Origin of the sequence: Thiorhodococcus minor, assembly GCF_010820565.1 — a bacterium.
Lineage (GTDB): Bacteria > Pseudomonadota > Gammaproteobacteria > Chromatiales > Chromatiaceae > Thiorhodococcus > Thiorhodococcus minor.
The window spans coordinates 1-5,580 of record NZ_JAAIJQ010000152.1 but is presented as its reverse complement, the minus strand read 5'-3'; the positions used below and the strand labels follow the sequence as shown (position 1 = coordinate 5,580).

The 5,580-nt window shown below is 58.1% G+C and carries 5 protein-coding genes and 2 pseudogenes; 5 read left to right on the top strand and 2 right to left on the bottom strand.

Features of this window, described 5'->3' with window-relative positions:
* The 4 genes and pseudogenes from G3446_RS28480 to G3446_RS25255 form a co-directional block, all read left to right on the top strand.
* A pseudogene (locus G3446_RS28480) lies at window positions 1-134 on the top strand (addiction module toxin RelE); the annotation flags it as partial.
* 306 nt (window positions 135-440) lie between these two features.
* Window positions 441-2,210 (top strand): DUF4214 domain-containing protein, encoded by a 1,770-nt coding sequence (locus tag G3446_RS25265; protein WP_164456446.1) that lies wholly within the window; start codon window positions 441-443, stop codon window positions 2,208-2,210.
* 297 nt (window positions 2,211-2,507) lie between these two features.
* Window positions 2,508-3,050, top strand: coding sequence for an MAPEG family protein (locus tag G3446_RS25260; protein WP_164456445.1), 543 nt, complete (start codon window positions 2,508-2,510; stop codon window positions 3,048-3,050).
* A gap of 505 nt (window positions 3,051-3,555) precedes the next feature.
* A complete protein-coding gene (locus G3446_RS25255) occupies window positions 3,556-3,960 on the top strand; it encodes a hypothetical protein (RefSeq protein WP_164456444.1) in 405 nt (134 codons plus the stop codon).
* Window positions 3,961-4,103: 143 nt separating this feature from the next.
* On the opposite strand, the pseudogene istB reads toward G3446_RS25255, so the two are convergent.
* A pseudogene (istB, locus tag G3446_RS25250) lies at window positions 4,104-4,858 on the bottom strand (IS21-like element helper ATPase IstB).
* An 11-nt stretch (window positions 4,859-4,869) separates the two neighbouring features.
* Window positions 4,870-5,268, bottom strand: coding sequence for a hypothetical protein (locus G3446_RS25245; RefSeq protein WP_164456443.1), 399 nt, complete (start codon window positions 5,266-5,268; stop codon window positions 4,870-4,872).
* Between the two features lie 97 nt (window positions 5,269-5,365).
* Between G3446_RS25245 and G3446_RS25240 the strand changes: the two genes are divergently transcribed.
* On the top strand, window positions 5,366-5,580 hold a 215-nt coding region (locus tag G3446_RS25240), incomplete at its 3' end, for a transposase (protein WP_209262631.1).

The following is a 5,580-nucleotide window of genomic DNA, read 5'->3' as shown; positions in this document are numbered from 1 at the left end:
GAGACCAGGCCATTGCAGCGGCTTACGCGAGCGGCGGATACACCCTGAAGCAAATCGGCGACCATTTTGGTCTGCATTACGCGCGGATCAGCCGGATCGTTCGCGCAGCCGAAAAGGCAAAAGGCAAGACCTGACACTGTTCTTGTGTGCGCGGGCCTTGAGCCAGCAGCGTGCCGATCAACAGCACCTGGGCATAATTCCAGGTCGGACGAGTGAACAGGCATGCAAACGGTTGGAGAACAGATAAAATCGTGACTGGCAGAGGGCGCATCGGCAGGCATCGCTGGCGTTTTGGTCGACATCAGACGATACCGCTCGCGTCCCTCTGCCGCCAATTCAACCGCTCCCGCCTGTACCGTTTGGGGCATTAGTCAGCCCCCCCCTCCATGGCCCGGAAATGGCCAAAGTCGAGTGATTAAACTGTCCCCGGAATTTACTTTATGAAAAGAACATTTTTATTGCTTGCTCATACTTTAATGAGTTACTCGCTCATGGATTCTCCATTAGCTGACTGGGCGGAAAAAGAAAAACTGCTGGCTCATGATGGAGAAGCTGAGGACTCTTTTGGATTCTCCGTCGCCATAAACGAAAACTATATTCTAGTCGGTGCTCCTGGTGATGACGACCTCGCGCACGACAGCGGTGCTGCCTATCTCTTCGATGCGGCCACCGGCAGACAATTGTTTAAGCTCGTAGCCGAAGATGGGGCTAAGTACGATCAATTTGGCCGTGCGGTTGGCATTAATGGCAATGATTTGTTGATCGGGGCACCATATAAGGAAGTTGATGGCGAACGATACGCTGGCGCAGCCTATCTTTTTGATGCACGCACTGGTGAGCAGAGATATAGGGTTACAGCGAAGATCGCTTCCTCGAGAGAACAATACTTTGGCTGTTCTGTAGCGGCCAGCCAAGACCATTTCGTAGTCGGTGCTTTTAAGGAGGATGCCAATTATCAGAGGAACTGGACCGCTTACGTCTTCGATGCTGGAAGTGGAAAATACGGCCATAATCTCACAGCAGAAGATAGCTCTGCAGCTTCCAAATTGTGCAGCGCAGTTGCTGTTAGCGGAAATGAAGTCATAGTCGGTGCGATAGCCGATAATGATAATGGAGATCGTAGTGGATCTGCTTACATTTTTGACGCTGAAACTGGAAAACAGATCTACAAGCTCACACCGGAAGATGGCGAAGCCGGAGGCACTTTTGGATACTCTGTAGCCATAAGTGGTTTTACTGCTGCAGTCGGCGCACTTGGTGTCGAGTCGGTGTATATTTTCGACCTTGCCAAAGGTGCACAAGTCCATAAACTTATCGCTGACGACCAAGGATTGGATTACAATTCTGGATTTGGCGCTTCGGTCGCGATTAGTGGTGACCGACTACTTGTCGGCGCGAGCTTAGGAGATTACAGGAGAGAAGATCGCCGCAGAATCTGGGATAGTGGCGTGGCCTATCTGTTTGATGTTTTCACGGGAAGCCAATTACAAAAGCTAACGCCAAATGGATCCGTAAGTGGCGACTTCGTGGGTTGGGCGGTGGATATAAGCGGTTATCAGGCCGTGATCGGTGGCCCTGGTTGCGATGGCAAAGGGGAAGAAAGCGGCGCATCCTTTGTTTTCGATTCCGAAGCAACCCCGGAGTCATACCCGAGAAGCGATTTCGCATGGCGGGTGGCTGAGATATACATCGCCACGCTGGGCTATGCCCCGGATAACGAAGGACTACAATATTGGATCGACAACCTTCAAACTAGCGGCTGGACACCCACTGAAGTGGCTCAGAGCTTTTTTGATGCGCCACTGGTTCAGGAAATGTATCCAACCGACCAAGGCTATGGCCCATTCATCGAGGCACTGTACGAGCACCTCTTCGGCCGCGCTCCAGATGACGCCGGTTACCAGTATTGGTTGGCTGAACTCGAGGCCGGTCGCGTTCAGCGCAATCAGATGATCATCGCCTTGATCGAAGGTGGTTGGGCCAATGCCGGGGCAACAAGCGACATGGCACGCTTTGGTAACCGGATTCAAGTTGGGTTAGCGTTTGCTGCCGAACAGGCAGAACGCGGAATCATCTACAGTCAACTCAGCGAGAATCAGCAGATCATGCTGCGTGAAATCGGTCGTGAGGTACTCACCACAGTGACGGACGACTCAGCCACTCGTGAGGCCGCAATTGGCACGATCTCCGGTCTTCTAGACCAGCTTTAAATATTTGGGCGTCGGTCATCGATTGTCCCGAACCCGGACTCCCGTTGCGGGATGGATAAGTAACGAGTGATAAACAAAGAGGGGGATAGCAGGTCTTGTCTTTTGCCCGTTCCGACCTACAGAAAAACGGTGACCGGTTTAATCTTGACCTGTCTCGATCGGAGCGACGGGACTACTTGTTCTGGGCGCATCCTTACGCGAAGGCATGGCTCGATGCGCACTCGGGGCTAGGGCCGGCTTGTCGTGTCCTGCGATGCGGGGAGCTTTGACAGTCAGGGTAGCTGAGGACGGTCGCACATGGCGCTAACAGAGAAACAAACAGGTGTCTTAATCGGCATAGTGATCGGCATGATCATCGCCATTTCTATCGTCGTGGCTGGCATCCTGTGGAATCCCTTTTCTTATGCGCTGTCATTGACCGATGCTGAGCGATTGACAGTCGCCTTCAAATCCGCGCTCCTGCCATTGTTGTTCCTTGTCATATCGGTCGCACGCCTTGCAAAACATCGCTTCTTTACCCCGGAAGATATCGATGGAGGTGCCGGCTTTGCGAGCGATAGTGAGCGCGCATTGGTTCTGCAAACGCTCCTTCAAAACACGTTGGAGCAGTTTTGTATCGCCGTTGTCGTCTATGCGGCATGGGCCGTCGTTATGCCTTCAACATGGTTGTCTGTCGTTCCACTCGCAGCTCTGGCCTTCGCGGTGGGAAGGATACTTTTCTTTGGGGGTTATGCGAAAGGTGCACCGTCACGGGCCCTGGGGTTTGCGCTGACCTTTTACCCGTCAGTCTTGATGTTGCTGGGCATCCTTGGTTTTCTGATCTGGCAGCAGTTCATGTAGGAAGACTTCGCGTCCGCTTGTTGACGTCTGCGCTAATGCTCGTCGCTACTTTCTCGGCCTCGCTCGTCAGTTGGACCGGTAGGAAGCAACGGAGTCAAGTCTTGCCTTTTGTCTCACAGACCTTGATCGTCGTGTCAGCCAGCGGGATTCGGTGGACTTCGCTCTCGCTCGTCCACCCTACCCGTCCAACCGCCGACTGAGGCCCCGATTGTCGACGCAGTTCGATCGCGCACTGGATCACGGGTCGAGGAAGAGTCGTGACCTCATCTCCTAACCGCCAGACCCATCGGTTCCAGCGAACTGCGACAGCGCGAAAACTCACCTGGCAAGCGCCAACTCCGCCTCCTCCCGTCTGACCGAGCCAACGCTACCCTGAGCGGGTCCAGCAGTCGGACTGGCTCACGCTGACCTCCCCCCGCCGTCTCCAACGCTGGACTAGAACGCACGCCAGTCCCTTTCCCCTCGAAGAACCCAGTTCCCCTAAGTCACCACCGAGCCTGACACCTTGAGCAAGAAACCACGTACCAAGAAGCCATCCAAGGACCCGAAGCCGAGTCCGGAGCGGTTGAAATCCATCGAGCGCCTGATGCAGAAGCGGCAGTGTGCGCAGGCCGTCACCAAGGCCAGGGGCTTGGTCGCGCGCTTCCCCGCGCACGGTGGCGTGCGCCAAGCCCTACTGGAGGCACTGGAATGTGCGGAGGGAAGCCAGAGTGCCGCGCTTGCAGCCTTCCAATGGAGCCAAGCCCGTCCCAACAGCCTGCCGGCACAACTGACGTTCCTTCGCCACCTGAACGCACTAGCAATGCCGGCCTTGGGAGATCGGGTCGCAAGGCGTATCCGCGATTTGGGCGGATCGACCCCAGGCTACCCGCTCGACGACGCGCTGCTCGAGATCATACAGCTCGCCTGATGGTAGCCGACCCGTGCGTATTCCGGTGAAAGTGGCCACTGATTCCGGACGGAATCCGGCCACCCAATCCGAAGGAAAGCGGCCAGCGATTCTGGCGAATCCGGCCACCCCGATTCTGAGCGCACAACACGGGGGTGACAGTCTTACGCGAGTGTGGGCTCGGGCGTCGACGTGGAGCCCTGCTTGCGCATCGATTCGCCGTTGAGGTCGAGCTTGTAGGCACCGTGCACGAGGCGATCGAGGATCGCATCGGCCAGTGTCGGATCGCCGAGGGAGTCGTGCCAGTGTGCGATCGGCAGTTGGCTGGTGACCAGCGTTGCGCGTGCGTTGAAGCGGTCATCGAGGATCTCGAGCAGATCGCGGCGCCGCTCGTCATTCAATGGGGTCAAGCCCCAATCGTCGAGGACGAGCAGATCGGTACGGGCGAGCTCGGCGAGGAGCTTGGGGTAGCGGCCATCGGCGCAGGCGATGCCGAGCTCCTGCAGCCGTCGCGGCAAGCGGGCATAGCGTGCGCTGAAGCCCTCGCGGCAGGCCTTGTTGGCCAGCGCGCAGGCGATCCAGGTCTTGCCGACGCCGGTGGGTCCGGTGATGAGCACGTTGAGATGCTCGCCGATCCACTGCAGGCGCTCAGGCGCGTCATCAGCGCCTTGTCGAGGCCGCGCCGGGCACGCACGTCGAGGTCCTCGATGGCGGCGTTCTCGCGCAGCTTGGCCTGCTTCAGACGGGATCGCAGGCGGGTGCTTTCGCGCTCGGTGACCTCACGCTCGAGCAGCAGTCCGAGGCGCCCCTCGAAGCTCAGTGCGTCGATCTCAGGCATCTGTAGCTGCTCCTGCAGGGCCTTGTACATGCCGCGTAGGCGCAGGCTCTGGAGGATCTCCAGGGTCGGATGGATCGGCATCGATCGTTCTCCTATTGGGTGGATGAGGCCTTGCCCGGGGGCAAGGCCGGTGGGGTGATCAGTGGTCGTACGTCGGAGCCACGCAGGTTGGCGTGCTCCAGCGGGAGGGTCAGTGGCTCGGGCTCGCGTAACGGGCGTTGGTCGAGTCCCTTCTCCAGGATCGAGGCGATGCGCTTGTAGCTGAGGGTGCCGATGGTCAGTGCCCGCGCGCAGGCCGCCTCCAGGCGTGGCTCGCCGAAGCCGTTGGCCAGGCGCAGCACCCCGAAGCAGGCATCGAAGGCCTGTTGGGGGTGGGTGCGCGCGGCGAGGAGCCGCTCGATCACGGCCGCGGTGGCCGGACCGATCTTCCGGGCCCAGCGCAGTAGCCGCTCCGGGGTCCAGTCCAGATATCGGCGATGGGCCTCGGGCACGTGCTCCTTGACGGTGGTGTAGCCGCCCCGGCGTTGGCCGCTTCGGAAGACCGGTGTCAGGTCTTGCCTTTTGCCCGATCCGAGCTACGCTTGATCCATGGCTCGCCCTCTCAGACTCGAATTTCTCGGCGCTCTCTATCACATCACCTCACGCGGTGACGCGCGCGAGGACATCTATCGGGGTGATGCGGACCGCCAAATGTTCTTAGCCCTGCTTGCCGAGGTTTGTGAGCGTTTCAACTGGTGGGGACACGCCTACTGTTTGATGTCGAACCACTATCACCTGTTGATGGAGACGCCCGATGCAAACCT